We start from the raw sequence: 26,985 nt of genomic DNA on the forward strand, positions 1-26,985 counted from the left end.
TTGGTCCACGAACTGCAAAGAGCACCGGTATGAACGTGGTCTTCGATTTTGGCGCGGTGCTGTTCGAGTGGCAACCGGCTGAGCTTTTACGCACCCACTTGAGCCATGTCACGCCGACGGCCGAGGCGGCCCGGAAGCTGGCGGCGGAGATGTTCCACCATGAGGACTGGGCGGCCTTCGACCGCGGTACGCGTGAGTTGCCCGATGTGGTGGCATCCATGGCGCGGCGGCTGGCCCTGCCGGCCGATTTGCTGCATGGGTTTCTCGCACCCATCGGGGAGCGCCTGCTACCGATTGACAGCACTGTGGCTTTGCTGGAGCAGTTGCAGCGCCGCCGCCGCGGCCGGGGCGACGTGCATCTCTATTACCTTTCCAACATGCCATCGCCTTTTGCGCGAGTCCTGGAAAGCCGGCACGACTTCCTGCGCCATTTCGACGGTGGCATCTTCTCCGGCGACGTGAAATTGGCCAAACCCGACCCGGCGATCTTCGAGCTGCTGGCCGGGCGCTATGGGCTGGTGCCGGCCGACACGCTGTTCATCGACGATCTTGCCGCCAATGTCGCCGCGGCCCGGCAACTGGGCTGGCAGACCATCCACTGCACGGCGCCCGCCGGCTTGCCGGCCCAGGTGGCGGCACTGTTACCTGCCTGAGCTCCCATAAAAAAAGGCCGGGGTGACCCGGCCTTTTTTATGGGAAGCAGCCTCATGACAAGGCGGCCTCAAGCCATGAAGGATTACTCCTTGATGTCCACAGCGTAGAAGTTGTGGCGGCCGAACGGGCTGTTCTTGTAGCCGATCACGCTCTTGCGGATGGGCTTGAGCTGCACCGCGTGGGCGATGGTGAACCAGGGAGCCTGTTCCTTGAAGATGACCTGGGCCTGCTGGTAGAGCTTGATGCGCTCGGCGGGGTTGGTCACGGTCTTGGCCTTCAGGACCAGGTCCTCATACGGCTGGTAGCAGAACTTGGCGATGTTGGAACCGCTGGCCGATTGGGCCGAAGCGCAGCCGAGCAGGGTGTACATGAAGTTGTCAGGATCGCCGTTGTCGCCGGTCCAGCCCAGCATGCCCATCTGGTGTTCGCCGGCCTGCAGGCGCTTGCGGTACTCGCCCCATTCGAAGCTCTTGATCTCGGCGGTCACACCGACCTTGACCAGGTCGGCCTGCATCAACTCGGCAATGCGCTTGGCATTCGGGTTGTACGGGCGCTGCACGGGCATGGCCCACAGGTCGGTGGTGAAGCCGTTGGGGAAACCGGCCTGGGCCAGCAATTTCTTGGCGGCTTCGGGGTTGTACTCGTCGTCCTTGATGGCGTTGTTGTACGCGGCCATGGTCGGCGGGATCGGGTTCTTGGCGGCGACGCCGGTGCTCAGGTACACGCCGTCAACAATGGCTTTCTTGTTGATGGCCATGTTGATGGCCTTGCGCACGCGCACGTCGTCAAACGGCTTCTTGGTCGTGTTGTAGGCGAGGTAGCCGACGTTCAGGCCGGCCTGCTCGACGATCGTGACGTTGGAGTCCTTGCGGATCGCGTCCAGGTCGGCGGGGTTGGGGTAAGGCATGACCTGGCATTCGTTCTTCTGCAGCTTGGCCCAGCGGACCGATGCGTCAGGCGTGATCGAGTACACGAGGTCGTCGATCTTGGCTTTGCCGCCCCAGTACTGCGGGAAGGCCTTGTAGCGGATGACCGCGTCTTTCTGGTACTGCACCAGGTAGAAGGGGCCGGTGCCGACCGGGTCCTGGTCGATTTTTTCCGGCGTGCCGGCTTTCAGCATGGCGTCGGCGTATTCCTTGGACTGGACGGCCGCGTAAGGCATGGCCAGGTTGGCGAGGAACGGCGCTTCAGGCTGGTTCAGCGTGATCTTGACGGTGAGGTCGTTGACCTTTTCCACCGATTTGATCAGCTTGGGCATGCCCATGTCGCTGAAGTAGGAGTGGTTGGGGCTGGTGACCTTGAAGAAGGCGTTGTCTTCCTTCCACTGGCGCTCGAACATGAACAGCACGTCGTCGGCGTTTAGGTCGCGCGTCGGCTTGAAGGCCTTGTTGCTGGCATGCCATTTCACGCCCTTGCGCAGCGTGAAGGTGTATTCCTTGCCGTCGGCGGAAATGTCCCACTTCTCGGCCAGGCCGGGAACGACCTTGGTGCCACCGTATTCGAACTCGACGAGGCGGTTGTAGACGGGTTCGTTGGCATCAAACGACGTACCCGTGGTGTTGACGCCGGGGTAGAAGTTTTCGGGGCTGCCTTCAGAGCAGAACACCAGCGTCTTCGCGGAGACGGGTGAAAGTGCCAGCAGCGCTGGCAGGGCGACGGCGCACAGCAATGCGCGCTGGACCGGACGGAGCCGGCTTGCACTTGGTTTGGTCTGAATCATTTGACGATCCCTTTGGAGGTTGATGCTGCTTCGCAGCGGGGCTTGCGGCCAGTTTGCACCACATTTGTGACGTGGTGCGCCCTGGTCATTAAAAAACGTGGCCTGAAACCGGTGCGGGAAGGCATGGTTTCAGGTCACGCAGTGAGAAAGTTTTCGGCATAGTGGCACGCCACCTGCCGGTCCGCAACTTCGCGCAGTTGCGGCCTTTCGGCGCGGCAGCGGTCGGTGACATGCGGGCAGCGGGTCGAAAAGACGCAGCCGGTGGGCGGATTCAGCGGCGAGGGGAGTTCGCCCTTGAGCACGATGCGCTGCTTGACGCCGGTGCTGCCGGCCAGGCCCGGGGTGGAGGCCAGCAAGGCCTGGGTGTAGGGATGCAGCGGCTTGTTGAACAGGGTGTTCTTCTCGCCTTGCTCGACCGCGTGGCCCAGGTACATCACCAGCACGTCGTGGGCGATGTGGCGCACCACGCCCAGGTCATGGGAGATGAACAGGTAGGCCAGGCCCATGGACTGCTGCAGGTCGGCCAGCAGGTTGAGCACCTGGGCCTGGATGGAGACGTCGAGTGCCGATACCGGCTCGTCGGCCACCACCACGGTGGGGTTGAGCATCAGCGCGCGCGCGATGGCGATGCGCTGGCGCTGCCCGCCCGAAAACATGTGCGGGTAGCGGTCGTAGTGCTCGGGGCGCAGGCCCACCATGGCGAGCATGGCGCGGGCCTTGGCGGCGCGTTCCTCGGCGTTCAGGCTGGTGTTGATCTCGAGCGGGGCTTCGAGGATGGCACCGATCTTTTTACGCGGGTTCAGCGAGCCGTAGGGGTTCTGGAACACCAGCTGCACGGCCTTGCGCAGGCCCAGGCGCTCGTCATGCGGTGCGTTCACGGCGTCGATGCCGGTGATGCGCAGTTCGCCACCCGTGGGGGTTTCGATCAGCGACACCATGCGGGCCAGCGTGGATTTACCGCAACCGGATTCGCCGACGACGGCCAGCGTCTTGCCGGCGTGGACTGAAAAGGACACGCCGCCGACGGCCTGCAGGTGGTCGGACTTGCGCATGAAGCCGCGGCGGATCTCATAGACCTGCTTGAGGTTTTTGGCCTCGACGACGGGGCCTGCCGGCACGGCGCTAGGGGTGATGGCGGCGGTGCTCATTGCGCGGCCTCCACCAGCGGGGTGTCACGCTCGATGTTGGCCTGGCGGCTCGGGTCGCCCAGTGGGTAGTGGCAACGCACCATGCCGTCCTTCCAGGCGCGCAGCAGCGGGCGCTCGTTGCGCGAATGCTCGGTGGCGTAGGCGCAGCGCGGGGCGAACAGGCAACCGGTGGGCCGGTCGTAGAGGCCGGGCACCATGCCGGGAATGGTCGCCAGGCGCGCGCTGCCGTCGCTGCGCTCGGGCAGGGCCGACAGCAGGGCTTCGGTGTAGGGGTGCTGGGGCGTGTTGAAGAGGGCGTGCGCGCTTTGCTCTTCCATGATCTGGCCGGCGTACATCACGGCGATGCGCTGCGCCATTTCGGACACCACACCCATGTTGTGGGTGATCAGCACCAGGGCCATGCCGCGCTCTTTCTGCAGGCTGCGCAGCAAATCGAGGATCTGCGCCTGGATGGTCACGTCGAGCGCCGTGGTCGGCTCGTCGGCGATCAGCAGGCGCGGGTTGCAGGCGATCGCCATGGCGATCATCACGCGCTGGTTCATGCCGCCCGAGAGTTGGTGCGGATAGGCCTTGAGGCGGCTTTCGGGCGAGTTGATGCCGACCTGCTCAAGCAGTTCTATGGCCTTGCGCGTGGCGGCTTTTTTGTCCAGCCCCAAGTGCAGGCGCAGGGTTTCGGTGATCTGGAAACCGACGGTGAAGCAGGGGTTCAGGCTGGTCGTCGGTTCCTGGAAGATCATCGCCACGTCTTTGCCGATGAGCTTGTTGCGCTCGCCTTGCGACAGCTTGAGCAGGTCGTGGCCGGCAAAGCGCAGCTTGTCGGCCTTGACGCGGCCGGGGTAGGCCACCAGGCCCATCAAGGCCATCATGGTGACGCTTTTGCCGGAGCCGGATTCACCGACGATGCCGAGGACTTCGCCTTCTTCAAGTGACAGGCTGATGCCGTCGACGGCGTGCATCACGCCGTTTTGCGAGGGGAACTCGACGGAGAGGTTTTCTATTTCTAACAAAGCCATACGAAATCTTTCAGCGCTTCAGCTTGGGATCGAACGCGTCGCGCAGTCCGTCGCCCAGCAAATTGAAGGCCAGCACAGTGATCAGGATTGCGAGGCCGGGGAAGGTGACCACCCACCAGGCGCGCAGGACGAATTCGCGGGCATCGGCCAGCATGGTGCCCCATTCGGGAGAGGGCGGCTGGGCGCCCAGGCCCAGGAAGCCCAGGGCCGCGGCGTCCAGGATGGCGGTCGAGACACCCAGCGAGGCCTGGACGATCAGCGGCGCCGTGCAGTTGGGCAGGATCTCGCTGAACATCAGGCGGATGCGGCTGGCGCCGCTCATGCGGGCGGCCGTCACGTAGTCGCGCGAGGTCTCGGCGATCACCGCGGCGCGCGTGATGCGCACGTAATGCGGCAGCACGACGATGGCCACGGCCAGCATGGCGTTCATCAGCCCGGGGCCGAGGATGGCCACGATCACGATGGCCAGCAGCAGGCTGGGCAGGGTCAGGATGATGTCCATCAGGCGCATCACCGCGATCTCGAAGATGCCGCGGAAAAACCCCGCGAGCAGGCCCAGCACGGTGCCGACGACCACCGACAGCGCCACCACGGCCAGGCCGATGACCAGCGACAGGCGGGCGCCGTACATCAGGCGCGAGAGGATGTCGCGGCCGATGGCGTCGGTACCCAGCGGGTAGGTCCATGATCCGCCGGTTTGCCAGGCCGGAGGTTTGAGGAACACGGCATTGTTGGTGATGTTGGGCGCGTGCGGCGCCAGCAGCGGCGCGAACAGCGCGACCAGCAGCACGCCGATGACGATGACCAGGCCGATCACGGCTCCATTGTTGGCGCTGAAGTAGTTCCAGAATTCGCGCAGCGGGTGCGGCGGCGCGGGCGCGGTAGCGGGTTTCAAGGTGGCCGTGCTCATCGCTGGTGCCTGATGCGTGGGTTAATGATGCCGTAGGTGATGTCCACCAGCAGGTTGACGGCCATGACGATGGCGCCCAGCAGCAGGATGCCGCCCTGCAGCACGGGATAGTCGCGGCGGCTGATGGCTTCGATCAGCCATTTGCCGACGCCGGGCCAGGAAAAGATGGTTTCGGTCAGGATGGCGCCGGTGAACAGCACGCCGACCTGCAGGCCGATCACGGTGACCACAGGGATCAGGGCGTTGCGCAGCGCATGCAGGGCCACCACGCGCAGGTTGGACAGCCCCTTGGCGCGCGCGGTGCGAATGTAGTCCTCGCCCAGCACTTCCAGCATGGCCGAGCGCGTCATGCGCGCGATCACCGCCAGCGGATTGGTGCCCAGCACGATCATGGGCAATATCAGGTGCGAGGCGGCCGACCAGAACGCACCCTTGTCTTCAGACAGCAGCGAGTCGATCAGCAGAAAGCCGGTGGTGGGCTCGATGAAGTACTGCACTGACAGCCGGCCTGAGACCGGCGTCCAGCCGAGTTCGACCGAAAACAGCAGGATCAGCAGCAGCCCCCACCAGAAAATCGGCATGGAGTAACCCGTGAGGGACACCCCCATGACGCCGTGGTCGAGTATCGAGTTTCGCTTCACCGCCGCCAGGATGCCGGCCGGTATGCCGATCAGCAGCGCGAACAAAATCGCGCAGACGGCCAGTTCGATGGTGGCCGGAAATAGTGTGAGGAACTCGCGCAGCACGGGCTCCTGGGTGATCAGCGACTTGCCCAGGTCGCCCTTGAGCACGCGGACGATGTAGATGCCGTACTGCACCATAACGGGCTTGTCCAGGCCGTATTCCTTGAGCAGCTGGGCATGGCGCACCGGATCGATGCCGCGTTCGCCCGCCATGGTTTCAATCGGGTCTCCCGGCACCATGCGGATCAGGAAGAAGGCCAGCAGTGTCATCCCCAGGAAGGTGGGGATGATCAGGCTCAGTCGGGTAAAGATGAAGCGCAGCATTATCGCGGGATGCTAAGGCAAGGCTTAGCGCTGGCTAGGGAATTTCCGTCGCGAAAGCGACATGCGGAGCGCGCGGAATTTTCCGCCGCCCCCGTCTTCAAATGCAGTGGCATCAACATGGGATCTTGTCTGGTCAGTCAGGCCCGGGGCAGTGCCGCGGGGAATTTTTTATCTTAGCAACATTAGCATCATTTTTCGGCGCTGCCGCCACCGGCGGGCTACCCAGTAACCCTATGGCATCAGCACACCTACAGTGGCGCTTGCGGCGCTAATGAAGCGTATTTCGAAGGCGAAAGAGTAATGCAGGATGCGTGCCAGAGGGTCGTCGCTGTGAGGCCGGGGCGGTGCGTGCGGGCATAAAAAAAGGCCGGTGAAACCGGCCTTTTCGAAATCGGCGGAAGCCGATTACTTGACGTGCTTGCCGATCAGGCCAGCCATCTCGAACATCGACACTTGCGCCTTGCCGAAAACGGCGCGCAGTTTTTCGTCGGCGTTGATCATGCGCTTGTTGACCTTGTCCTGCAGGCCCTTGGATTTGATGTAAACCCACAGCTTGCTGACGATCTCGGTGCGTGGCAGAGGCTTGTCGCCGACCACGGCTGCCAGTGCGGGGCTCAAGGTCAGCGCTTTCATGAACGCTGCATTGGGCGTACGCTTTTTGGCGGGCGCTTTTTTCGCTGCTGGCTTTTTGGCCGCAACCTTCTTGGCGGGAGCTGCTTTCTTCGCGGCTACCTTTTTCGCAGGCGCTGCTTTTTTCGCAGGAGCCTTCTTCGCAGGAGCTGCTTTCTTCGCAGCTACTTTCTTTGCCGGAGCAGCCTTTTTTGCAGGCGCTTTTTTAGCCGGTGCTTTTTTCGCAGTTGCCATGATTGATTTTCCTTCTAGAAGTTGATAAATCACCACACGGATAACTACTTCCTTGTGGCAATGCGGATGCTACTGGAGAAAAACGCAGTTTCCTAGTGAAAACCCACTTTATTTGCGCCTGGATGTTGCAGATTTACCTCTGAAAATCAGGAAAACGCCTGTGAGAATCACGCCGCAGGCGGCCCATTCGCTCCCCGTGACGTGCTCTCCGGCGAAAAAAGCGCCCAGGAAAATCGCGATCAGAGGGTTCACGAAGGCGTAGCTGGTGGCCACCGCGGGCGAGGCATTGGCCAGCAAATACAGGTAGGCGCTGAAGGCGATCAGCGAGCCGAACACCACGAGATAGAGCCAGGCGAGCATCGCTTCGGGCTGCGCCGGCCAGTTCGCGGCGGCCTCGCGGTGTTCACCCAGTGCAAGAGAAATCAGCATCAACACCGCGCCGCCGCACAACATTTCACTGGCGAAACCCGCGGGGCCCGGGGCCAGCGGCAGCCGCGTGGCGGACAGCACCGAGCCCAGCGACCACAGCAGCGTGGCGCCCGCGATGCAGGCCAGCCCCACCGGCGCCGCGCCGAAACTGGCGCCCTGCACCAGCATCAGCACACCCGCCAGGCCCACCGCCATACCGAGGAACTCCAGCCGGCTGGGGCGCTGGCCCAGCAGCAGGCCCCAGGCCGAAACCAGCATGGGCACGATGGCGATGAAGGTGGCGATCAGGCCCGAGCCGATGTGGACTTCGGCCGAGGCCGTCAGCCCCATGCCGCCGCCCAGCATCAGGGTGCCGATGATGGCGGCGTTGGCCCATTCGCGCCGGCTCGGCAGCTTGTGCCCGCGCGCCAGCACCCAGGTCATCAGCAGGATGCCGGCCGCCAGGAAGCGCGTGCCCATCTGGAAGAAGGGCGGAAAGCTGATCAGCGCGAAGCGGATCGCCAGGTAGGTCGAGCCCCACACCAGGTAACAGGCGAGCAGGGCGGGGATCAGGAGCGCCGGCGCCTTGCCGGCGGCGGGAGGGGAGATGAGCGCGGAGGTCATGCCGGGATGTTAGGTTGCCATGCGCGTGCGGGCCATGCAAAATTAACGGCAAAACCGCAACCGGCCTTTGAATTTAAAGCTTGAAACCCGACATGACCGAAACCACCGAATGGGACCACTACGACAGCCGCATCCTCGGCGAGCTGCAGCGCGACGCGCGCATCACCATGGCCGAGCTGGGCCGCCGCGTCCACCTGAGCCAGCCCGCGGTGACCGAGCGCGTGCGCAAGCTTGAGCTGGGCGGCGTGATCAAGGGCTACCGGGCCGAAGTCGACCTGGCGCGGCTGGGCTACGGCATACGCGCCATCGCCCGGGTGGGCAGGGTCGAATACGCGCGCGTGGTCAAGCTGATCGAGCAGACGCCCGAGGTCATCAATGCCTACAACGTCACCGGCGAGGACAGCTGGGTGCTGGAAATCGCGGTGATCGATGTGGCCCACCTGGACGCGGTGGTGACCAAGTTCTGCATCCTCACCGAAACCTCGACCTCCATCGTCCTCAACGCCCCCCGCGAAAACGCCGTCGTGCTGCCGGCCCGCCGCGAGGACATCAAACCCGTCATCAAGAAAGTCACCGGAAAATGAGCACTGCCGTCCCCGCCGCCCCCACTGCATTTGCCACCTGCGACCTCTGCGACCTGCACAAGGGCGACACCTCAGGCGCGTTCAGGGTGCTTCCGCCGGTGTTCCAGAGCTACGGCGGCATCGCCAAATTCAGCGGCCCCGTCGTCACCGTCAAATGTTTTGAAGACAACTCGCTGGTCAAGGCCGCCGTCGAATCGCCCGGCGAAGCGCGCGTGCTGGTGGTGGACGGCGGCGGCTCGCTGCGCCGCGCCCTACTGGGCGGCAACCTCGGCCTGGCGGCGGCCAAAAACGGCTGGGCTGGTGTGGTGATCGACGGCTGCGTGCGCGACGCCGCTGAACTGGCGCGCTGCCGGACCGGCATACGCGCCCTGGCCCTCATGCCGCTGCCCACGGAACGCCGGCAGGAGGGCCAGCGCGACATTCCCGTCCAGATCCAGGGCGTGCGCATCTATCCGGGTGACTGGCTTTATGCCGACGAGGACGGCATTGTGGTGATGCCGGCGCCGGGACAAGCCTAGCCCTTCAGACCCTTGTAGAGCATGTAGGCTGCCAATACGTAGAGGATGCTTGCGAACACTCGCTTGAGCTTGCCCACGGGCAGGCTGTGCGCGGCCTTGGCGCCCAGCGGCGCCGTCATGAAGCTGCACACGGCAATCACCACCAAGGCCGGCAGCCAGATGTAGCCGAAGGAGCTCTCGGGCAGGTTTTGCACGCTCTGCCCGCTGATCACGTAGCCCAGCACGTTGGCCACGGCGATCGGGAAGCCTAGCGCGGCCGAGGTCGCCACCGCGCTGTGGATGGCCACGTTGCACCAGGTCATGAAGGGCACGCTGATGAAGCCGCCGCCCGCGCCGACCAGGCCCGACAGGAAGCCGATGAAGCCGCCGGCCGCGAACTGGCCCGCCGTGCCCGGCATCTGCCGCGTCGGTTTGGGTTTTTTGTCCAGGAACATCTGCGTGGCGGAAAAACTCACGAACAGGCCGAAGAAGATCGCCAGGTAGGAGCCCTTGAGCAGCGCGAACACGCCCAGGCTGCCGATGATGCTGCCGATCACGATGCCGGGCGCCAGCCGCTTGACGATGTCCCAGCGCACCGCGCCGCGCTTGTGGTGCGCGCGCACGCTGGAGATCGAGGTGAAGATGATGGTGGCCATGGATGTGGCGATCGCCATCTTGACGGCCAGGTCCGGCGCCACGCCGCGGTTGGACATGATGATGGTGATGAAGGGCACCATCAGCATGCCCCCGCCTATGCCCAGCAGTCCCGCGAGAAATCCGGTGCCCACGCCCAGTACGGCCAGTTCAACAATGAGAAGGGGTTCAAGCATCATGGGGTGTCAGGCATGGGGCCGCGGGCCTTCGGCGCTTCGCGGGAAAGCGCTGCGGCGGGGCGAGGTTGGAGGGAGGGGGAGGCGGGAGAGGGGGCAAGACGGTGGCGAATAAGGTGTCTGCGAGTGCCACTGGACCGTCATCCTGAACCGGGGTTCAGGTGGGCGAGGGCAGTCGGGTTTCGGGTTCGTCTGACGCGAGACGATCACACCTGCCGGACAATTTACCAAGCCCGTGCTCGTAGAGCATTGGTTCAAGGAAATATAAAGCCCAATACGCATCGCAGACGCCTTCATTGTAGGCCTTTGCGGCCCCGCGCGGAGCGTGGTCAAGGTATCCGTTGAAGGAGGTCGGGCAAGGGCTGCGGCCAAAGGCGCGCCCGGCTTCAAAGCAGGCGGCCGTCCGTGCCCAGGGCGGTGTCCAGCCGCTGCAGCAGGGCCGCGAGCTGCGCGTTCTCGGCATTGCCGGCGGCGGGTGCGGCCGCCGGCGCGGCAGCGGCGCCCGGCGTGCGCTCGGGAAGTTCAAACGCCAGGTTCAGCGCCGCCAGCACCGCGATGCGATCGCGGGCCTTGATCTTTCCGGCGTCGCGGATCCGGCACATGGCCATGTCGACGCGGTTGACGGCATCGAGCATGCGCGCGTCGCCGTTTTCGGGGCAGCCCAGCAAATAGCTTTGGCCCATGATCTGCACTTCGAGCTGCTTCATGACTCGGTTCCCGCGGTGGTTTTGTTGCCGTGGCCGCTGCTTTCGGGCAGGCGCTCGAGCAGGGCGTCGACGCGGGCGCGGGCCGCGCCCAGGCGCGACTTGAGGGAGTCGCGCTCCTGCGTCAGCAGGCCGACCTGCTCCGCCAGCAGTTCGTTGGTGCGCTGCAATTCCTCGTAGCGCAGCAACAGCCGCTCGACGCGTTCGGTGATCTGGTCGATTTGGGTTTGGTTCGCCATGGCAAGCGTCATTGTAGGGTTTGCGGCATCACATCGGGAAGGGCCGCGTAGAATCGGCCCTGTTGGTGCCCGCAGTGTGGTTCACATGCTGCAGTTCAACGGGAAGCAGGAGAGCGTCAAAGCCAGGCATATCGGGTCAACCCTGATCGCCGGCGCCCAGACCTTCAACCTGCGCTGCCCCCGCAACGGTAAAACGGACGAATGCGCTTTCCGGCTTCACGCCAGAGCAAATTCAGCTTTCATCACTCGCCACTGAGCGCCTTGAACAAGCGCTTGGGAAGGCGATGAAGGCGGTTCCGTCAGCCCGGATACCGGCCAACAAGGTGAACGCGCACGTCCAGTCCCTGGGCTGGGCGTTTGTAACGCTCACACGCCGGCGGGGAAGCCGGCGAGGGCCCATTGCTGACTGTCTGATTCATGAAAATTGCTCCCCCCGCACGCCTTGCCGTGTTCCCGCCGGTGCTGGCCGCCGCATTGCCGCTGGCTTTCCTGGCCGCGTCTCCGGCGCTGTCCCAAACCGCCCAAACAACCCAAATTGCCCAGGCTGCCCAGGTAGTCGCTCCGCGGCAACTCAAGGAAATGGTCGTGAGCGCCACGCGCAGCGCCCAGCCGATCGGTGACGTCGTCGCCGACGTCACCGTCATCGACCGCGAGGCCCTGGAACGCGCCGGCCCGGTCGGCCTGGCCGACATCCTGGCCCGCGTGCCGGGCATCCAGATCACCCGCAACGGCGGCATGGGCGCGAATACCAGCGTCTTCGTGCGCGGCGGCGAAAGCCGCCACACCCCCGTTTTCATCGACGGTGTGCGGGTGGAGTCGCAGGCGACGGCCGGCGGCGCCTCCTGGAACAATATCCCGATCGCGCTAATCGACCGGATCGAGGTCTTGCGCGGCCCCAGCAGCGCCGTCTATGGCTCCGACGCCGTGGCCGGCGTGATCCAGATTTTCACCAAGCGCGGCGAGGGCCCTTTTTCGCCGTCCGTGACGGTGGGTTACGGCTCCTACAACACCAGCCGGGTCGAGCTTGCCGCCAGCGGGTCGGCCGGCGCTTTCGACTACGCGCTGGGCCTCTCGCAGGGGCAAAGCGACGGCTTCAACACCCGGACCATCGCGGGCCAGAACCCCGATGCCGACGGCTACAAAAGCCTGGGCGCCAACGCCAAGCTCGGTTTCCAGCTCAACCCCGACCACCGCATCGAAGCCAACGTGCTGCAAAGCCACACCGACTCCCAGTACGACGGCGGCCCCACCCGCGACTACCGCCGCATCGCCGACCTGCAGACCCTGGGCCTGCAATGGGAGGCCAAATGGTCCGATCGCTACAGCACCAAGCTGGCCCTTACGCAAGGCACCGATTCCGGCGAAGAGGGCCTGAACGGCTCGACGCCGCAGATCTCCTACGACAGGAGCCGCATCAGCACGCTGCTGTTCCAGAACGAATACCGCCTGGGCGCGCACCTGCTGAGCGCGGCGCTGGAAAGCCGGCGCGACGTGTTCCGCCTGGTCGGCTCCACGGCCATACCGGGGGGCGCGAGTGTCCTCAACAAGGATCGCTCGCTGGACGGCGTGAGCCTGGGCTACGGCTGGAGCGGCGGTGCGCACACCGTACAGCTCAATGCCCGCCACGACAGGGACAGCGAATTCGGCGGCAAGACCACCGGCTCCGCGGCCTATGCCTTCGCGCTCACGCCGCAGTGGAAGGTGTCCACCTCCGCCGGCACGTCCTTCCGGGTGCCCACGCTGTACCAGCGTTTCAGCATCTACGGCACCGGGGCCCTGAAGCCCGAATCCGGCCGCAGCGTGGAGGCGGCGCTCAAATACAGCCAGGGGACGTCGCAGTACGGCGTCACGGTCTACCGCAACCGCCTGACCAACCTGCTGAGCTTTGTCAACGGCAACGGCCCCTGCATCAACGGCGGCCCGCCGACCGTGCTGAGCAACCGCGCCTGTTATGCCAACACGGCGCAGGCCCAGTACACCGGCCTGACGCTCACGGCGGCCGAGACCCTGGGCAATGTCCGCCTCCATGGCTCGCTCGATCTGCAGAACCCCAAGAACGTCACCACCAACCGCACCCTGCAGCGCCGCTCGCGCCAGTACGGCACGCTGGGCGCCGAAATGCCGCTGGGCGGCTGGCAGCTCGCGACCGACCTGGTCATGGCCTCGCACGCCTTCGACAGCGACAACACCAACGTGGTGCTGCCCGGCTATTCTGTCGTGAACCTGAGCGCCACGACGGCCTTGTCGCGTGACTGGAAGCTGGCGGCCAAGCTGGAGAACCTGGCCGACAAGGTCTACCAGACCGCCAACACCTACGCCACCGCCCGGCGTACCCTGTACGTCGGTTTGACCTGGGCTCCCCGGTAAACCTGAGGCCACCCATGCAACACACTGTCCGCTGCCCCGCCATCCTCATCGCCGCCCCGGCCTCCGGCCAGGGCAAGACGACGGTGGCCTGCGCGCTGGCGCGGCTGCATGCGCGCCAGGGGCGGCGCGTGCGCGTCTTCAAGTGCGGGCCGGATTTCCTGGATCCGTGCTGGCACGCCCTGGCCAGCGGCGCGCCGGTGTACCAGATGGACCTGTGGATGACCGGCGAGGCCGACTGCAGTGCCCGCCTGCATGCGGCGGCGCAGGAGGCGGACCTGATCATTGTGGAAGGCGTGATGGGCCTGTTTGACGGCGAGCCCAGCGCGGCCGACCTGGCGCAGCGCTTTGGCTTGCCGGTGCTGGCGGTGGTGGATGCGTCGGGCATGGTGGCGACCTTTGGCGCGTTGGCCTTTGGCCTGCAGCACTATCGTCCCAGCATGCCCTGGGCCGGGGTGCTGGCCAACCGCGTGGCCAATGCGCGCCATGCCGGCATGCTGCAGGCCAGCGTGGCAAACGACCAATGGCTGGGTGCGGTGTTGCGCAATGCCGCCATGGCCTTGCCCAAGCGCCACCTGGGGCTAACCGTCGCGACCGAAGTGGCGGACGCCATGGAAAGGCTGGACGCTGCTGCCGATACCTTGGCCGTGACGCCGCTGGGGCAGATGACCCTGGATGATTTACAGCGCTGGGCGGTGGACTTTAAGGCGCCGGAAGCTTCCGCGCCCCTGGTGCCGGCACTTCAGGGCAAGACAATTGCCGTTGCACGCGACGCCGCTTTCTGTTTTATCTACGCCGCCAACCTCGACACCCTGCGCGCGCTGGGGGCTGAGCTGGTGTTTTTCTCACCGCTGGCCGATGCGGCCGTGCCCGCCTGCGACGCGCTGTGGATTCCCGGCGGCTACCCCGAGCTGCACGCGCCCACCATTGCGGCCAACACCGCGCTGCGGGACAGCCTGGCCGCGCACGTCGCCGCGGGCAAACCCGTGTGGGCCGAGTGCGGCGGCATGATGGCGCTGTTTGACACGCTGGTCACGCTGGACGGCCAGCGCCACGCGCAATGGGGTGTGCTGCGCGGCGAAGTGAGCATGCAAAAGCTGCTGGCCGGCCTGGGCCCGCAGCAGTTGCCGCTGGCCGGCGGCACCTTGCGCGGCCACACTTTCCATTACTCGACCACGGCCACGCCCTTGCAGCCCGTTTCCCGGACCTCGCGGCCCAACACCGCGCCCGCACCGGATGCGGGCGAGGCCGTGTGGCAGCATGGGGCGGTGCGCGCCAGTTACTTCCACGCCTGGTTTCCCTCCTGCCCCGAAGCGGTGGCGGAGCTGTTCACCGCACCTGAAGAGGCGGCCGCATGACGGACCTGCTGCATTTCCAGCCCGGCCCGCAGCGCATCGTCTGCCTGACCGAGGAAACCACCGAATGGCTCTACCTGCTGGGCCAGGAGCAGCGCATCGTGGGCATCTCGGGCTACACCGTGCGGCCCAAACGCGCGCGTGACGAGAAGCCGCGCGTCAGCGCCTTCCTGAGCGCGAAGATCGAGAAGATCATGGAACTGCGGCCCGATTGCGTGCTGGGCTTTTCCGACCTGCAGGCCGATATCGCCTCGGACCTGGTCAAGCGCGGTGTGCAGGTCACGATCTTCAACCAGCGCAGCGTGGCCGAAATTTTCTCCATGCTGTACCAACTGGCCGCCATGGTGAACGAGGCGGAGCAGGGTGCCAGTCGCATTACCCAAATGCAGGCCGACCTGCGCGCCATGCAGGCGGCCGTGGCAGCCAGGGTGGCGGCCGGTGCGCGCCGGCCCAGGGTGTATTTTGAAGAGTGGGACAGCCCGCACATCAGCGCGATCCGCTGGGTGTCGGAGCTGGTCGGTATTGCGGGCGGGGACGATTGTTTTCCTGAACTCGCCGCCCAGCCGCTGGGCAAGAACCGCATCATTGCCGACGGCGCCGAGATCGTCCGCCGCAACCCGGACCTTATCCTGGGCTCCTGGTGCGGCAAAAAATTCCGGCCGGAAAATGTGGTGGCGCGTGAAGGCTGGGACGCTGTGAACGCCGTGCGCAACCAGCAATTGTTTGAGATCAAGTCCCCCGACATCCTGCAGCCCGGCCCCGCCGCGTTGACCGATGGCGTTGCCAAAATGCACCAGATCATCCTGCGATGGATGGATGCTGATCTCGCGGGAGCTTTCAAACCATGAATGCGATGACACTTGCCCGCAGTGAGTTGGTCCTCGGCGGCCAGAGAAGCGGCAAGTCGCGCCGCGCCGAGCAGCTGGCGCAGCAATGGCTCGCGCAGTCGCCGGAACACCGCGCCGTGCTGGTCGCTACCGCCAGGCCCTGGGACGAGGAAATGCGCGAACGCATACGCCGCCACCAGCAGGACCGCGCCGAACGTGTGCCCGGCATGGTGACTGTGGAAGAGCCGGTTCAACTGGCCCAGGCCCTCCTGCAGCACAGCGCTGCCCATACCCTGGTCGTTGTCGACTGCCTCACGCTGTGGCTTACCAATCTGTTGATGCCCGCGCCCGGCCTGGAGCTCAAGGATGCCGCCCGGGTCGCGTGGGAACTGGCGGGCTTGCTGGTGGACGCCATCCAATCGGCCCCCGGCCCACTGGTGCTGGTTGGCAACGAAATCGGCCTGGGCGTCATTCCCATGGGCCGCGAAACCCGCTCCTTTGTCGATGCGCTGGGCCAGCTCAATCAGCAGGTGGCCGGCGCCTGTGAGCGCGTCACCCTGATGGCGGCCGGTTTGCCGCTGACCTTGAAAGCCTCTTCGTGAAACGCATTGCATTTCTTTTGCCGCTGCTATGCCTCGCGTTGGCGTGGCCCGCACGTGCGCTGCAAGTCACCGACGACCGCGGCGTGACCGTCACGCTGGCTCAGGCGCCGCAGCGCATCGTCAGTCTGCTGCCTTCGCTGACCGAAACCGTTTGCGAGCTCGGCCGGTGCCAGCGCCTGGTAGGGGTGGACCGCTATTCCAACTTCCCCGCCGGCGTGCAGAAACTGCCCCAGGTCGGCGGCGGGCTGGACCCCAACATCGAGATGATCGTCGCGCTCAAACCCGACGTGGTGCTGATGGCCACCTCGTCGCGCGCGCGCGAACGCCTGCAGGCACTGGGCCTGAAGGTGGTGGCGCTGGAGCCCAGGAGCCATGCCGACGTGCAGCGCGTGATGCTCAAGCTGGGCCAGTTGCTCGAGGTGTCGGATGCCGATCGCATCTGGCGCGCGATCGACGCCGGCGTCTCGGCCGCGGCCCAGTCGCTGCCGGCCGGTGTGCGCGGCACGCGGGTCTACTTCGAGGTCAACCAGGGCCCGTATGCAGCGGGCGAGTCGTCCTTTATCGGCGAGACGCTGGTGCGCCTGGGCGTCAAGAACATCGTGCCGGCCAAACTCGGGCCCTTTCCCAAGCTCAACCCCGAATACATAGTCCGCGCCAACCCCGACCTGATCATGATCGGCCAGCGCAGCGCCGACGGCCTGCAGGCCCGGCCCGGCTGGCAAAGCATTCGTGCGCTGCGCGAACAGCGGGTCTGCATCTTCCCGGCCGAAGAGGCCGATGTGCTGGTGCGTCCCGGCCCGCGCATGGCCGAAGGCGCGCGCCTCATGGCCCGCTGCCTGCTGGACAAGGCACCCAAGGGAGCCAAACCATGATGCAGGCCCGCGTGTGGTGGCTGGTATGGGCCGGTGTTTTGGGCGCGTTGGCCCTGATGCTGCTCGGCATTTGCGTGGGCAGCGCCGGGCTCGAGAATTTAATCGGGCCGCTGCTCAACCCCACGCAGGATCCGTCGCAGACCGCGATGGCACAGCAGATCGTCTGGCAGATCCGCCTGCCGCGCACTCTGGGTGCCTGGGCGGCCGGCGCCTTGCTGGGCCTGGCCGGTGCGGTGGCGCAAGGCCTGTTTCGCAATCCCCTGGCCGATCCCTACTTGCTGGGCAGCGCCTCGGGCGCCTCGCTGGGCGTGGCGCTGGCGCTGGCCGCCCTGGGCGGCGGCGCCGGCATGCTGGGCGGCAGCATGATGAGCGGTGGCGTGGCCGTCAGCGTGTTTTCCAGCAGCCTCTGGGTGCGCCTGGGCCTGACCGGCGCGGCCTTCCTGGGCGCGGTGTTCGCGGTGATGCTCACGCTGGCGCTCTCGCGCGGGGTGGGGCACACGTTACGCCTGCTGCTGGCCGGCGTGGTGGTGGGCGTGGTGCTGGGGGCCATGACGCACCTGGTGCTGCTGTTCTCGCCCGAGTCGCTGCAGGCCATGCAGGCCTTCATGCTGGGCTCGACGGCTTTTGTCGGCTGGACCTCCTGCGTGTTGATGGCCGGCGTGTGGTTGGCCTGCGTGCTGGCGGCATGGCTGCTGGCGCGTGTGCTTGACGGCCTGAGCCTGGGCGACGCCACGGCCGTCAGCCTGGGCCTGCCGGTGGCGCCCATGCGCGCGGCGCTGGTGGCGGTGCTGGCGCTGGCCACCGGCACCGCGGTGGCGCAGACCGGGCTGATCGCCTTTGTGGGCCTGGCCGCGCCGCACCTGGTGCGCTCGGTGGTGAAGACCACGCACGCCCACCTGATGCTGCTCTCCAGCCTGATGGGCGGCGTGCTGCTGATGGCCGCCGACACGTTGGCGCGCGGCCTGATGGCCCCGCAGGAACTGCCCGTGGGCATGCTCACCGCCGTGCTCGGCGGCGGCTACCTGCTGTGGCTGATGCACCGCAGCAGCAACCTGGGCGGAGGGCGCGCGGCATGAGCACCGTGACGAATCCCATCGCACTTCGCGCGCAGGGCATAGCGGCCAGCCTCGGCCATGGCGTGCAAAGGCAGCAGGTGCTGCACGGCATCCACCTGGACATCGCCGCCGCGCGCTGGACCAGCATCGTGGGCCCCAACGGCGCGGGCAAGTCCACCTTGCTCAGGGCCCTGGCCGGCGTGCTGCCGCACAGCGGCGAGGTCAGCCTGCTGGGCCAGCCGCTGCACACCCTGCCGCATCGCGAGCGCGCCCGCCAGCTGGCCTGGCTGGGCCAGAACGAAACCTCGGCCGACGACCTGACCGTGTGGGACGTCGCCATGCTGGGCCGCCTGCCGCACCAGGCCTGGCTGGCGCCTCCCAGCGCCGCCGACCGTGCAGCCGTCGAACAGGCCTTGCGCGCCACCCGCGCCTGGGACTGGCGCGAGCGCGCCCTGGGTCAGCTGTCGGGCGGCGAGCGCCAGCGCGTGCTGCTGGCGCGTGCCCTGGCGGTGCAGGCCCAGGTGCTGCTGATGGACGAACCGCTGGCCAACCTGGATCCGCCGCACCAGGCTGACTGGCTGGACGTGGTGCGTGCCCTGGTGGCCGAAGGCAAGACCGTGGTCAGCGTGCTGCACGAAATCACCATGGCGCTGCAGGCCGACAGCCTGGTGGTGATGGCCGAAGGCCGCGTCACCCACCAGGGCCCCTGCGCCGACCTGGCCACGCATCGCGCGCTGGAAGATGTATTCGACGGGCGCATCGCCGTCCACCCCTTGCAGGGGCAGTGGATCGCGCTGCCCAAAGTCAACCATCCTGGAAAGAAGGCCCCCATGCAGATTGAAACCCCACCTTCGGCCACGCCCTACGAAAGGCCCACCGGCGAGCGCCGCGGTCTCATCCTGGTCAACACCGGCCACGGCAAGGGCAAAAGCACGGCAGCCTTCGGCCTGGCCCTGCGTGCCCACGGCCGGGGCAAGGCCGTCAAGGTCTACCAGTTCATGAAAGTGCCCAGCGCGCGTTTCGGCGAGCACCGGCTGTTCGAGCAACTGGGTGTTCCCATCGAAGGCCTGGGCGACGGCTTCAGTTGGAAGAGCCGCGACCTCGAGCACTCAGCCCAGCTCGCGCTCGATGGCTGGGCCAGGGCCGAGGCCACGATACGCGCCGGCGAGCACTTCATGGTGGTGCTGGACGAAATCATGTACCCGCTGCGCTACGGCTGGATCCCGCTGGAAACCGTGCTCACCTGCCTGCGCGAACGCCCGCCTCACGTGCACGTGGTGCTGACCGGCCGGAATGCGCCGGCCGAGCTGGTGGAGCTGGCGGATACGGTCACTGAAATGACGCTCATCAAACACCATTTCAAAGCCGGCGTACCCGCCCAGCGCGGCATCGAAGACTAGACATGGCCCCCACGCTTTTCACTTCGCCTTCGGCTCCGTGTAATGCGCTGCCCCCCGAGGGGGCGCTGCGCCTGCGGCCCGGCAAAGCCGGTTCCGCGGCCCCGGCTGGTGAAGAGGGATCTCACACGTTTGCCGCGGCGCGTATCGCATTGCGCGTGCTGCCCATGGTGTCATCGCTGGCAGTTCTCGGGCTGCTCTCCGGCTTCGCGATGGCGCAGGGCACGCAGCCTGTCTCGCGCATCGTCACACTGGCGCCTTCGCTGACCGAAGCCGTGTGCGCACTGGGCCGCTGCGCGCAGCTGGTGGGCACCGACCGCCATTCCACCTGGCCCGGGTCGGTGCTGGCGCTGCCCAAGGTGGGCGGGCTGGAGGACGCGCAGATCGAACGCATCGTCACCCTGCGCCCCAATATGGTCTTGCTGGGCCCGCGCAGCCGCGCCGGTGAAAGGCTGCAGGCCCTGGGCGTGCCGGTGATGACCTTTGATGCCCGTACCCACGCCGACCTCAAACGCATGCTGCTGAAGCTCGGCGACATGCTGGGCGAGCCGGCGCGTGCCACGGAACTGGTGGCGCGCATGGAGGCCGAACTCGACGCCGCGGCCGGCCGCATGCCCGCGGCCCTGCGCGGGCGCACCGTTTATGTGGAAGTGGGGGCGGGGTCGTCCGCGGCCAGTGAAAAAAGCTTTATCGGCGAGACGGTGGCCAGGCTGGGCCTGGTCAACGTCGTGGGCGGCGAGCTGGGCCTGTTCCCCAGGATCAACCCCGAGCTGCTGCTGCGCCGCCCGCCCGACATCATCATCGGCCCGCGCGCCACGCTTTCCAACATCGCGGAGCGGCCCGGCTGGAGCGCGCTGCCCGCAGTGCGCCAGCGGCAGCTGTGCCTGCTGGACACCGAGCGCATGGACCTGCTGTCGCGCCCCGGCCCGCGCCTGGGCGAGGCCGCGCAGATGCTGGTGGAATGCCTGAGCGCACTACCACCCGTTAACTCGCCCCGTTAATTTTTTCAAACGAGACTTAACTTATGCAAACCCGAAAAATCCCCGCCACCATCGTCACCGGCTTCCTGGGCAGCGGCAAGACCACGCTGCTGCGGCATCTGCTGGCCAACGCGCAGGGCCGGCGCATCGCGGTCATCGTCAACGAGTTCGGCGAGCTCGGCATCGACGGTGAACTGCTGCGCGGCTGCGGCATAGGCTGCGACGAGAACGGCGAAGAAAACGGGCAACTCTATGAACTCGCCAACGGCTGCCTGTGCTGCACCGTGCAGGAAGAGTTCGCGCCCGTGATGGAAAAACTGGCCGCGCGCCGCGACCAGATCGACCACCTGATCATCGAGACCTCGGGCCTGGCCCTGCCCAAGCCGCTGGTGCAGGCCTTCCAGTGGCCCGCGCTGCGCAACACCTTCACGGTGGATGCGGTGGTGACGGTGGTGGATGCGCCCGCGGTCGCCGCCGGCGATTTTGCCGACGACCCGGTGGCCGTCGATGCCCAGCGCCGCGCCGATGACAACCTCGACCACGAATCGCCGCTGCACGAACTGTTTGAAGACCAGCTCGCCACGGCCGACCTGGTGGTGGTGCACAAGACCGACGGCCTGGACGCCGCCGCGCTGGCCGGCGTGGAAGCCGCCATCCGCGCCGAGACTGCGCCCGGCGTCAAGCTGGTGCATGCGCAGCACGGCCGCATCGACATCGGCGTGCTGCTGGGCCTGGAGCGTGCGGTCGAAGACGTGATCGACCAGCGCAAGACCCACCACGACGAGGAAGAAGACCACGACCACGACGCCTTTGACTCGGTGCAGGTGGCGCTGGACGTGCCCGATCGGGATGCGCTGCTGGCCGCGCTGCGCAGCCTCGTCGAAGGCCATGAGATCTACCGCGTCAAGGGCTTTGTGGCCTTGCCCGGATCGGCCATGCGCCTGGTGGTGCAGGGTGTGGGCACGCGGTTTGACAGCTACTTTGACCGCCCCTGGCGCGACGGTGAAGCGCGGCAGTCGCGCCTGGTGCTGATCGGCTCTGAATTGAATGCCGCCGTCTTGCAGGCTGAGTTGGAGGCTGCCTTGGATAAAACCACGGCCTGAATCGAAATGCACGCTGTAGCTGTACGTTTGTGGAGGGCGCAGGCCGACGGGGCACTCTGCTCCGCGGCTGTCCTCCGCCCTGCGGGCTCCTCCTTTATGCCGCTGCGCAGAATGCCCCGTCGGCCTGCGCCAGGTGCGGTTTGGTTTGTTCAGCCGCTGCACAACCCCAACGCTGATTGCCGAAGAGGGTGGGGTGGGTGGCGTAGCGAAATAAAGGAGGAGCAGTCGGCCTTAGGCCGCTGCGGGGGACATTCGCGTAGCCGCCCATCCCGCCCTCTTCGGCATGCCCAGACTGTTTGAACATTGAAGTAAAAAATGCATTTGCTCTCTACACGCCCAGGCGGCCACGTTGAAGACGGTGGCCAGGGCGTGGTGCGCGTGGAACAAACGCCGGGCGACATCGTGGTGCTCAGCGCGGCCGATACCACGCTGGCTTTGCTGGCCGATGCGGCGCAGCAGTTGCCCGATGGTTTCCCCACTGTGCGCCTGGCGAACCTGATGTGGCTGCGCCAGCCGGCATCTGCCGACATGTATGTGGACGAAGTATTGAAGCATGCGCGCGTGGTGGTGATCGACCATCTTGGGGCAGCCAGCGACTGGGCTTATGTGGTGGAGCGTGTGCGCGAACTGGCCCGCGAACGCGGCCAGTGGCTGGCGTTGTTCTCGGGCGATGCCGCTGAAGACCTGCAACTGCTGATGCGCAGCACCGCCCCGCACGAGGATTGCCGGCAGCTCTGGCGCTGCCTGCGTGAAGGCGGCCGCGACAATGCCCGTACATTTTTTGAATTGATAGGCCACTCTGCTTTTGGCCTGGGCCCGCGCCCCGCACCGCCCGCGGCCCTGCCACCCGCCATGGCCTACCAGCCACGGGAGATAGCGCCATGGCAGGACGGCGTACCCGCCGCGCTGCTGGTGTTTTACCGCGCCCATGTGCAGGCCGGCAACACCGCGGTGTTTGACGCCATGCTGGCGGCGCTTCACGGTGCGGGCCTCAACACCGTGGCCGTGGCGGTGGATTCGCTGAAAACTCCCGCCAGCCTGGCGCTGCTGCGGTCGCTGGCCGCCGAGCACCAGGTCGGCGTGGTGCTCAACGCCACCAGTTTCGCCATCACCGCGCTCGATGGCGACGACGCCGACAGCGTGGACGGCGCGCTGATGGAGCCGCTGGCCGGCGACGCCCCGGTGCTGCAACTGATCACCGCGGGCTGCTCGCAAGAGCAATGGCAGGACGATCCGCACGGCCTGGCGCCGCGCGACCTGGCGATGCAGGTGGTGCTGCCCGAGGTGGACGGCCGCATCGGTACGCGCGCCATCAGCTTCAAGGGCCTGGCCTGGCGCGATGAACGCACCGAGGTCGACGTGGTGCGCTACCAGCCCGAGCCCGAACGCATGGCCTTTGTGGCCGAACTGGCGCGCCGCTGGTGCGTTCTGCGCGGCAAGCCGAATGCAGACAAGCGCGTGGCGCTGGTCCTGGCCAACTACCCCAATGACGATGCGCGCCTCGCCAACGGCGTGGGCCTGGACACGCCGGCCTCCACCGTGGCCTTGCTGCGCGCCATGCAGGGTGCGGGTTATGCCACCGGCGATCTGCCCGAGGGCGGTGACGCACTGATTGCAGCGCTGGTGGCGGGTGTCACCAACAACCTCGACGCCAACGACGTGCGGCCCGCCGGCCAGAGCCTGGCCATGGACCACTACCTGGAAGATTTCAATCGCCTGGACGCCGCCGGCCGCGATGCTGTCAATGCCTTGTGGGGCGTGCCCGAACAGGACCCCATGGTGCGCAGCGGCCGCTTCATGGTGTCCGGCCTGCGCCTGGGCCATGTGTTTGTGGGCATACAGCCCGCGCGCGGGCGCGACCTGGACCTGGTCGCCACCTATCACGACGCCGACCTGGTGCCCACGCATAACTACCTGGCGTTTTATTTCTGGCTGCGCCGCAGTTTTGCGGTGGACGCTGTGGTGCACGTGGGCAAACACGGCAACCTTGAATGGCTGCCCGGCAAAAGCGTGGCGCTGGGCGCGGCCTGCTGGCCCGACGCCATCCTGGGTCCCTTGCCGCACCTGTATCCCTTTATCGTCAACGACCCCGGCGAGGGCAGCCAGGCCAAGCGCCGCACCCAGGCGGTCATCATCGACCACCTGATGCCGGCGCTGACCCGCGCCGAGACTTACGGCCCGCTGCAAAAGCTGGAGCGGCAGATGGACGAGTACTACGAGGCCCTGTCGCTGGACCCCCGGCGCGCGCAGCGCCTGCGCGTGGACATCCTGGAGCGCGTGCTCAGCGAAGGCCTGCACGCTGAGCTGGGTTTTGCCAAACCCGTGGACGAGGCGGCGCGCCAGGCGCTGCTGCAGCGGCTCGACGCCTACCTCTGCGAGATCAAGGAATCGCAGATCCGCGACGGCCTGCACATCCTGGGTAGCTCGCCGCAGGGCCGCCAGCAGGTTGATACGCTGGTGGCGCTGGCGCGTTTCCCTGGTGGCTCGGCCGCCGGCCAGCGCAGCTTGCTGGTGGCATTGGCCCAGGATTTGAAGCTGGATGGCGTCGGGGGCTTCAATGCACTCAGCCCCGAGTGGGCCGCTCCATGGACCGGCCCCCATCCCGCGGTGTTGCAGCAGTTGAGTCCCGAAGCCTGGCGCCACGCCGGCCACACGCGCGAGCGTTTGGAATTGCTGGCCCGGCAACTCGTCGCGGACCATGTCATCGCCGGCGAACCCTGGGATGCGGCCGCCTGGCCGCACACCGCGCCGGTGCTGCAACGCATGCACCAGGTGCTGCGCCCGCGCCTGGACGCCTGCGGCCCGCAGGAGATCGCCCAGTGCCTGCGGGGCTTGTCGGGCATGTTTGTACCCGCGGGCCCCAGTGGCGCGCCCTCGCGCGGCCGGCCTGACGTGCTGCCCACGGGGCGCAACTTCTATTCGGTGGACACACGCGCCGTGCCCACGCAGACCGCCTACGCCATGGGCGCCGCCGCTGCCGAGCGTGTGGTCGAACGCCACCTGCAGGACCACGGCGAGATGCTGCGCTGCCTGGGCCTGTCGGTCTGGGGCACCAGCACCATGCGCACCGGCGGCGAGGACATTGCCCAGGCTTTCGCGCTGCTGGGCGTGCGGCCCAAATGGGCTGACGGCAGCAGCCGCGTGGTGGACATCGAAGTGCTGCCCATGGCCATCAAAAACCGGCCGCGCGTGGACGTGACCCTGCGCGTATCGGGTTTCTTCCGCGACGCCTTCCCCAATGTGATCGACCTGTTCGATACCGCCGTGCGCGCCGTGGCCGCGATCAGCGAAGAGGACGAACCCGACGAGGTGAACCCGATACGCGCCCGCGTGCGGCGCGAAGCGCAAGAGGCGCAGGGCAGGGGCCTCAGCGCCGAGGCCGCCGAGCGCGAGGCCAGCTGGCGCGTGTTCGGCCCGCGCCCCGGCGGCTACGGCGCCGGGCTGCAGGAAGTCATGGCCAGCGGCCGCTGGAACGACGGCGCCGACCTGGCCCAGGCCTATCTGCGCGCCGGTGCCTTTGCCTACGGCCAGGGCGAACACGGCGCGGCCGCACGCCGCAGTTTCGAGCAGCGCCTGGCCGGCCTGGACGCTGTGCTGCACAACCAGGACAACCGAGAGCACGACGTGCTCGATTCGGACGACTACTACCAGTTCCAGGGCGGCATGGCGGTGGCGGTGGAGCAGCTGGCCGGCGCGCCGGCCGCGCTCTACCACGGCGACTTCAGCGTGCCGGGTGCGCCGCGCATACGCACGCTGGGCGAGGAAGTGGCGCGTGTCGTGCGTTCGCGCGCCGTGAATCCCAAGTGGCTGGAAGGTGTGCGCCGCCACGGCTACAAGGGCGCTTTCGAGATGGCGGCCACGGTGGACTACCTGTTCGCCTTTGACGCCACCACCGGCGTGGTGGGCGACCACCAGTACGCGCTGGTGGCCGAGGCCTATCTGCACGACGACACCAACCGTGCATTTTTGCAGCGGCACAACCCCGGCGCGCTGCGCAGCATCGGCGAGCGCCTGCTCGAAGCCGTGCGGCGCGGCCTGTGGCAGGCGCCCGGTGAGCACCGCGAGCGCATTGAAGAACATCTGCTGGCGCTGGAGCGCCGGCTTGAAGAACACGGAGAAGGACCCCTGGCATGAACCACCCTGAACTGAACATTTCCGCTGAGGCCATTGAGCCCGCCGCGCGCGCGGCCTTTCCCTTCACCGCGCTGGTCGGCCAGCCGCAGCTGCAGCGCGCGCTGCAGCTGGCGGCCATAGATCCCGGCATCGGCGGTGTGCTGATCAGCGGCCCGCGCGGCACGGCCAAGTCCACGGCAGCGCGCGCCCTGGCCGCGCTGCTGCCTGACGCGCCCTTTGTCACCTTGCCGCTGGCCGCCAGCCTGGAGCAGCTGGTGGGCACCCTGAATGTCGAAGATGTGCTGCGCGACGGCAAGGTGCGCCTGGCGCCCGGCCTGCTGGCGCGGGCCCACAAGGGCGTGCTGTATGTGGACGAAGTCAACCTGCTGCCCGACGCACTGGTAGACGCCTTGCTCGACGCGGCCGCCAGCGGCGTGAACACGGTGGAGCGCGACGGCATTTCGCGCCAGCATGCCGCGCGCTTCGTGCTGGTGGGCACCATGAATCCGGAGGAGGGCGAGCTGCGCCCGCAGCTGCTGGACCGCTTCGGCCTGTCGGTGGCGCTGGCCAATCCGGTGGATGCGCAGCAGCGCACCGCCATCCTCCGTGCGCGCCTGGGTTTTGATGAAAACCCGGCCGCACTCGGCGAGCAACATGCGGAAGAACAACGCAGGCTCAGCGCCGCGCTGGTGGCGGCCCGCTCCGCGCTGCCGCGCCTCACCTGGCCTGAGGCCGTGCTGAACCATGCGGCGGCCTGCGCAATCGCGGCCGGCGTGGACGGCATGCGCGCCGACCTGGTGATGCTGCGCGCCGCGCGCGCGCTGGCGGCGCTTGAAGGGCGGGGCGAAGTCACCGTGGCCGATGTGGACGCGGTGGCCGAGCTGGCGCTGGCGCATCGCCGGCCCGGGGGCAGCGCCGCGCAGGCACCGGCGAATGCCCCGGAACGGCAGCAGCCCCCACACAGCCCGGAGCGCCCTCAAGATGAACCGTCCGCAGCATCCACGCCGCAAGGTGATTGGGGCGCGTTGCCGGCGCAGCCCGAAGGCATGGCCAAGGTCCAGCGCATCGCGGGGTGGCCGCCAAAAAAAGCCTAGGCCACCCCGGCCGCCGCCCGC

The 26,985-nt window shown here is 66.8% G+C and carries 24 protein-coding genes, 1 pseudogene and 1 riboswitch; of the genes and pseudogenes, 15 read left to right on the forward strand and 10 right to left on the reverse strand.

What is annotated here, in order from left to right:
* Positions 1 to 29 precede the first annotated feature (29 nt).
* Positions 30 to 653: an HAD family hydrolase gene (locus AC1D1F_RS01610; RefSeq protein ID WP_477676380.1), complete on the forward strand. Its 624-nt coding sequence runs from the start codon at positions 30 to 32 to the stop codon at positions 651 to 653.
* 83 nt (positions 654 to 736) lie between these two features.
* Here the strand turns inward: AC1D1F_RS01610 and AC1D1F_RS01615 are convergent, their stop codons facing one another.
* The 7 genes from AC1D1F_RS01615 to yedA all read right to left on the reverse strand — a co-directional run bounded on the left by AC1D1F_RS01615 (position 737) and on the right by yedA (position 8,348).
* Positions 737 to 2,374, reverse strand: coding sequence for an ABC transporter substrate-binding protein (locus tag AC1D1F_RS01615; RefSeq protein WP_477676381.1), 1,638 nt, complete (start codon positions 2,372 to 2,374; stop codon positions 737 to 739).
* A gap of 134 nt (positions 2,375 to 2,508) precedes the next feature.
* On the reverse strand, positions 2,509 to 3,522 hold the full coding sequence (locus AC1D1F_RS01620) for a peptide ABC transporter ATP-binding protein (protein WP_477676382.1): 1,014 nt from the start codon (positions 3,520 to 3,522) through the stop codon (positions 2,509 to 2,511).
* Entirely contained in the window at positions 3,519 to 4,535 is a 1,017-nt protein-coding gene (locus AC1D1F_RS01625) for an ABC transporter ATP-binding protein (protein ID WP_436154161.1), read from the reverse strand. Before AC1D1F_RS01625 ends, AC1D1F_RS01620 begins: the two co-directional genes overlap by 4 nt.
* A 10-nt stretch (positions 4,536 to 4,545) precedes the next feature.
* A complete protein-coding gene (locus AC1D1F_RS01630) occupies positions 4,546 to 5,445 on the reverse strand; it encodes an ABC transporter permease subunit (protein WP_477676384.1) in 900 nt (299 codons plus the stop codon).
* Positions 5,442 to 6,452 (reverse strand): ABC transporter permease subunit, encoded by a 1,011-nt coding sequence (locus tag AC1D1F_RS01635; RefSeq protein WP_477676385.1) that lies wholly within the window; start codon positions 6,450 to 6,452, stop codon positions 5,442 to 5,444. Before AC1D1F_RS01635 ends, AC1D1F_RS01630 begins: the two co-directional genes overlap by 4 nt.
* Positions 6,453 to 6,857: 405 nt before the next feature.
* On the reverse strand, positions 6,858 to 7,316 hold the full coding sequence (locus AC1D1F_RS01640) for an SWIB/MDM2 domain-containing protein (RefSeq protein ID WP_122956824.1): 459 nt from the start codon (positions 7,314 to 7,316) through the stop codon (positions 6,858 to 6,860).
* Between the two features lie 108 nt (positions 7,317 to 7,424).
* Positions 7,425 to 8,348 (reverse strand): drug/metabolite exporter YedA, encoded by a 924-nt coding sequence (yedA, locus tag AC1D1F_RS01645; protein ID WP_477676386.1) that lies wholly within the window; start codon positions 8,346 to 8,348, stop codon positions 7,425 to 7,427.
* 92 nt (positions 8,349 to 8,440) lie between these two features.
* Between yedA and AC1D1F_RS01650 the strand changes: the two genes are divergently transcribed.
* Both AC1D1F_RS01650 and rraA read left to right on the forward strand, forming a co-directional pair.
* Entirely contained in the window at positions 8,441 to 8,932 is a 492-nt protein-coding gene (locus AC1D1F_RS01650) for an Lrp/AsnC family transcriptional regulator (protein ID WP_007873193.1), read from the forward strand.
* Positions 8,929 to 9,450 (forward strand): ribonuclease E activity regulator RraA, encoded by a 522-nt coding sequence (gene rraA, locus AC1D1F_RS01655; protein ID WP_477676387.1) that lies wholly within the window; start codon positions 8,929 to 8,931, stop codon positions 9,448 to 9,450. Before AC1D1F_RS01650 ends, rraA begins: the two co-directional genes overlap by 4 nt.
* Here rraA and AC1D1F_RS01660 read toward each other — a convergent pair.
* The 3 genes from AC1D1F_RS01660 to AC1D1F_RS01670 all read right to left on the reverse strand — a co-directional run bounded on the left by AC1D1F_RS01660 (position 9,447) and on the right by AC1D1F_RS01670 (position 11,202).
* Positions 9,447 to 10,262, reverse strand: a complete 816-nt coding sequence (locus tag AC1D1F_RS01660; protein ID WP_477676388.1) for a sulfite exporter TauE/SafE family protein — start codon at positions 10,260 to 10,262, stop codon at positions 9,447 to 9,449. The two genes, rraA and AC1D1F_RS01660, sit on opposite strands and share 4 nt — an antisense overlap.
* Positions 10,263 to 10,645: 383 nt before the next feature.
* On the reverse strand, positions 10,646 to 10,966 hold the full coding sequence (locus AC1D1F_RS01665) for a cell division protein ZapA (RefSeq protein ID WP_477654722.1): 321 nt from the start codon (positions 10,964 to 10,966) through the stop codon (positions 10,646 to 10,648).
* Positions 10,963 to 11,202 carry a DUF904 domain-containing protein gene (locus tag AC1D1F_RS01670; RefSeq protein ID WP_477654723.1) on the reverse strand — a complete coding sequence of 80 codons (240 nt, stop codon included), beginning with the start codon at positions 11,200 to 11,202 and terminating at the stop codon, positions 10,963 to 10,965. The genes AC1D1F_RS01665 and AC1D1F_RS01670 overlap by 4 nt, the downstream gene beginning before the upstream one ends.
* Positions 11,203 to 11,248: 46 nt before the next feature.
* A riboswitch (cobalamin riboswitch) is annotated at positions 11,249 to 11,536 on the forward strand.
* 83 nt (positions 11,537 to 11,619) lie between these two features.
* Here AC1D1F_RS01670 and AC1D1F_RS01675 point away from each other — a divergent pair.
* The 12 genes and pseudogenes from AC1D1F_RS01675 (at position 11,620) to AC1D1F_RS01730 (ending at position 26,964) form a co-directional block, all read left to right on the forward strand.
* On the forward strand, positions 11,620 to 13,569 hold the full coding sequence (locus AC1D1F_RS01675; RefSeq protein WP_477696293.1) for a TonB-dependent receptor domain-containing protein: 1,950 nt from the start codon (positions 11,620 to 11,622) through the stop codon (positions 13,567 to 13,569).
* A 14-nt stretch (positions 13,570 to 13,583) separates the two neighbouring features.
* Positions 13,584 to 14,924, forward strand: coding sequence for a cobyrinate a,c-diamide synthase (locus AC1D1F_RS01680; protein WP_477676391.1), 1,341 nt, complete (start codon positions 13,584 to 13,586; stop codon positions 14,922 to 14,924).
* Positions 14,921 to 15,769 (forward strand): ABC transporter substrate-binding protein, encoded by an 849-nt coding sequence (locus AC1D1F_RS01685; protein ID WP_477676392.1) that lies wholly within the window; start codon positions 14,921 to 14,923, stop codon positions 15,767 to 15,769. Before AC1D1F_RS01680 ends, AC1D1F_RS01685 begins: the two co-directional genes overlap by 4 nt.
* Positions 15,766 to 16,350: a bifunctional adenosylcobinamide kinase/adenosylcobinamide-phosphate guanylyltransferase gene (gene cobU, locus AC1D1F_RS01690; RefSeq protein ID WP_477696294.1), complete on the forward strand. Its 585-nt coding sequence runs from the start codon at positions 15,766 to 15,768 to the stop codon at positions 16,348 to 16,350. The genes AC1D1F_RS01685 and cobU overlap by 4 nt, the downstream gene beginning before the upstream one ends.
* Positions 16,347 to 17,222, forward strand: coding sequence for an ABC transporter substrate-binding protein (locus AC1D1F_RS01695; RefSeq protein ID WP_477696295.1), 876 nt, complete (start codon positions 16,347 to 16,349; stop codon positions 17,220 to 17,222). Before cobU ends, AC1D1F_RS01695 begins: the two co-directional genes overlap by 4 nt.
* The gene (locus AC1D1F_RS01700; protein ID WP_477678656.1) at positions 17,219 to 18,298 is read left to right on the forward strand and encodes a FecCD family ABC transporter permease; all 1,080 of its coding nucleotides are present in this window, start codon (positions 17,219 to 17,221) and stop codon (positions 18,296 to 18,298) included. The genes AC1D1F_RS01695 and AC1D1F_RS01700 overlap by 4 nt, the downstream gene beginning before the upstream one ends.
* Positions 18,295 to 19,080, forward strand: a pseudogene (locus AC1D1F_RS01705) (ABC transporter ATP-binding protein); the annotation flags it as partial. The gene AC1D1F_RS01700 and the pseudogene AC1D1F_RS01705, both read left to right, overlap by 4 nt.
* A gap of 27 nt (positions 19,081 to 19,107) precedes the next feature.
* A complete protein-coding gene (gene cobO / locus AC1D1F_RS01710; RefSeq protein WP_477678667.1) occupies positions 19,108 to 19,677 on the forward strand; it encodes a cob(I)yrinic acid a,c-diamide adenosyltransferase in 570 nt (189 codons plus the stop codon).
* Positions 19,678 to 19,679: 2 nt separating this feature from the next.
* Positions 19,680 to 20,675 carry an ABC transporter substrate-binding protein gene (locus AC1D1F_RS01715; RefSeq protein ID WP_477678657.1) on the forward strand — a complete coding sequence of 332 codons (996 nt, stop codon included), beginning with the start codon at positions 19,680 to 19,682 and terminating at the stop codon, positions 20,673 to 20,675.
* A 23-nt stretch (positions 20,676 to 20,698) separates the two neighbouring features.
* Positions 20,699 to 21,757, forward strand: a complete 1,059-nt coding sequence (gene cobW / locus AC1D1F_RS01720; RefSeq protein ID WP_477678658.1) for a cobalamin biosynthesis protein CobW — start codon at positions 20,699 to 20,701, stop codon at positions 21,755 to 21,757.
* A 315-nt stretch (positions 21,758 to 22,072) separates the two neighbouring features.
* Positions 22,073 to 25,891 (forward strand): cobaltochelatase subunit CobN, encoded by a 3,819-nt coding sequence (gene cobN / locus AC1D1F_RS01725; RefSeq protein WP_477696296.1) that lies wholly within the window; start codon positions 22,073 to 22,075, stop codon positions 25,889 to 25,891.
* Entirely contained in the window at positions 25,888 to 26,964 is a 1,077-nt protein-coding gene (locus tag AC1D1F_RS01730) for a magnesium chelatase ATPase subunit I (protein WP_477696297.1), read from the forward strand. The genes cobN and AC1D1F_RS01730 overlap by 4 nt, the downstream gene beginning before the upstream one ends.
* The last annotated feature ends 21 nt before the right edge of the window (positions 26,965 to 26,985 follow it).

It is taken from the genome of Polaromonas sp. P1_H6, from assembly GCF_056405195.1.

Bases quoted from the DNA above. Each gene is read 5' to 3' on its own strand.
- AC1D1F_RS01610 (WP_477676380.1), top strand. From the start codon at position 30: ATGAACGTGGTCTTCGATTTTGGCGCGGTGCTGTTCGAGTGGCAACCG.
- AC1D1F_RS01615 (WP_477676381.1), bottom strand. From the start codon at position 2,374: ATGATTCAGACCAAACCAAGTGCAAGCCGGCTCCGTCCGGTCCAGCGC.
- AC1D1F_RS01620 (WP_477676382.1), bottom strand. From the start codon at position 3,522: ATGAGCACCGCCGCCATCACCCCTAGCGCCGTGCCGGCAGGCCCCGTC.
- AC1D1F_RS01625 (WP_436154161.1), bottom strand. From the start codon at position 4,535: ATGGCTTTGTTAGAAATAGAAAACCTCTCCGTCGAGTTCCCCTCGCAA.
- AC1D1F_RS01630 (WP_477676384.1), bottom strand. From the start codon at position 5,445: ATGAGCACGGCCACCTTGAAACCCGCTACCGCGCCCGCGCCGCCGCAC.
- AC1D1F_RS01635 (WP_477676385.1), bottom strand. From the start codon at position 6,452: ATGCTGCGCTTCATCTTTACCCGACTGAGCCTGATCATCCCCACCTTC.
- AC1D1F_RS01640 (WP_122956824.1), bottom strand. From the start codon at position 7,316: ATGGCAACTGCGAAAAAAGCACCGGCTAAAAAAGCGCCTGCAAAAAAG.
- yedA (WP_477676386.1), bottom strand. From the start codon at position 8,348: ATGACCTCCGCGCTCATCTCCCCTCCCGCCGCCGGCAAGGCGCCGGCG.
- AC1D1F_RS01650 (WP_007873193.1), top strand. From the start codon at position 8,441: ATGACCGAAACCACCGAATGGGACCACTACGACAGCCGCATCCTCGGC.
- rraA (WP_477676387.1), top strand. From the start codon at position 8,929: ATGAGCACTGCCGTCCCCGCCGCCCCCACTGCATTTGCCACCTGCGAC.
- AC1D1F_RS01660 (WP_477676388.1), bottom strand. From the start codon at position 10,262: ATGATGCTTGAACCCCTTCTCATTGTTGAACTGGCCGTACTGGGCGTG.
- AC1D1F_RS01665 (WP_477654722.1), bottom strand. From the start codon at position 10,966: ATGAAGCAGCTCGAAGTGCAGATCATGGGCCAAAGCTATTTGCTGGGC.
- AC1D1F_RS01670 (WP_477654723.1), bottom strand. From the start codon at position 11,202: ATGGCGAACCAAACCCAAATCGACCAGATCACCGAACGCGTCGAGCGG.
- AC1D1F_RS01675 (WP_477696293.1), top strand. From the start codon at position 11,620: ATGAAAATTGCTCCCCCCGCACGCCTTGCCGTGTTCCCGCCGGTGCTG.
- AC1D1F_RS01680 (WP_477676391.1), top strand. From the start codon at position 13,584: ATGCAACACACTGTCCGCTGCCCCGCCATCCTCATCGCCGCCCCGGCC.
- AC1D1F_RS01685 (WP_477676392.1), top strand. From the start codon at position 14,921: ATGACGGACCTGCTGCATTTCCAGCCCGGCCCGCAGCGCATCGTCTGC.
- cobU (WP_477696294.1), top strand. From the start codon at position 15,766: ATGAATGCGATGACACTTGCCCGCAGTGAGTTGGTCCTCGGCGGCCAG.
- AC1D1F_RS01700 (WP_477678656.1), top strand. From the start codon at position 17,219: ATGATGCAGGCCCGCGTGTGGTGGCTGGTATGGGCCGGTGTTTTGGGC.
- cobO (WP_477678667.1), top strand. From the start codon at position 19,108: ATGCAGATTGAAACCCCACCTTCGGCCACGCCCTACGAAAGGCCCACC.
- AC1D1F_RS01715 (WP_477678657.1), top strand. From the start codon at position 19,680: ATGGCCCCCACGCTTTTCACTTCGCCTTCGGCTCCGTGTAATGCGCTG.
- cobW (WP_477678658.1), top strand. From the start codon at position 20,699: ATGCAAACCCGAAAAATCCCCGCCACCATCGTCACCGGCTTCCTGGGC.
- cobN (WP_477696296.1), top strand. From the start codon at position 22,073: ATGCATTTGCTCTCTACACGCCCAGGCGGCCACGTTGAAGACGGTGGC.
- AC1D1F_RS01730 (WP_477696297.1), top strand. From the start codon at position 25,888: ATGAACCACCCTGAACTGAACATTTCCGCTGAGGCCATTGAGCCCGCC.